General features: G+C 63.8%; 2 protein-coding genes. Both read left to right on the top strand.

Annotation, left to right across the window (positions count from 1 at the left end):
- Positions 1 to 554 (top strand): Ig-like domain-containing protein (locus HXS65_RS17355; protein WP_176494532.1); only part of this gene is annotated, 554 nt, incomplete at its 5' end.
- Positions 499 to 890, top strand: a 392-nt coding sequence (locus HXS65_RS17360) for a hypothetical protein (protein ID WP_218015116.1), incomplete at its 3' end; no start/stop codon positions are given. The genes HXS65_RS17355 and HXS65_RS17360, both read left to right, overlap by 56 nt.

Raw genomic sequence — 890 nt, forward strand, 5'->3', positions numbered from 1 at the left:
ACGCCGACGACATCACCGCCGGCAACGTGGCGGTCATCATTGCCGCCGACGACCTGACCGATGGCAGCAGCTACGCCGCGACAGCCGTGATTACCGATGTGGCGGGCAACCGCTCTGATGCCTCGAACAGTATCGACGTCGCCATCGACATCACTGCGCCGTCTGCACCGGTCATCACCACCATCAGTGACAACGTTGGCGATCTGACCGCCGACCTGGTCGACGGTGACAGTACCGATGACACCACCCCGACCGTCTCCGGTACCGCGGAAGCCGACAGCACGGTCACGCTCTACAACGGGGAAACCGTGCTGGGTACCGACACGGCAGATTCCGACGGCAACTGGAGCATCACGCCGATCACCGCATTGGACGAGGGCGATTACGCCTTCACCGCCATTGCCACCGATGCCGCCGGCAATGACAGCGTGCTGTCCAACGCCATCNACCGACACGGCAGATTCCGACGGCAACTGGAGCATCACGCCAATCACCGCATTGGACGAGGGCGATTACGCCTTCACCGCCATTGCCACCGATGCCGCCGGCAATGACAGCGTGCTGTCCAACGCCATCGCCATCACGGTCGATACCACCGCGCCGTCTGCCCCCACTCTGGCCATCACCGAAGCCCTCGATGGTGTGAATATCGATGAGCTGACCGATGGTCTGCACACCACGGTCACCCTCAGCGAGGAAGCCGTCGCGGGTGACACCGTGACCGTCACCTTGGGCGACGACGCAGACGCGGAGAACGTGATCACCGCTTCGGTCGAGCTGGACGCCGACGACATCACCGCCGGCAACGTGGCGGTCATCATTGCCGCCGACGACCTGACCGATGGCAGCAGCTACGCCGCGACAGCCGTGATTACCGATGTGGCGGGCAA

It is taken from the genome of Cobetia sp. 5-25-4-2 (assembly GCF_013374075.1).
Taxonomy (GTDB): domain Bacteria; phylum Pseudomonadota; class Gammaproteobacteria; order Pseudomonadales; family Halomonadaceae; genus Cobetia; species Cobetia marina.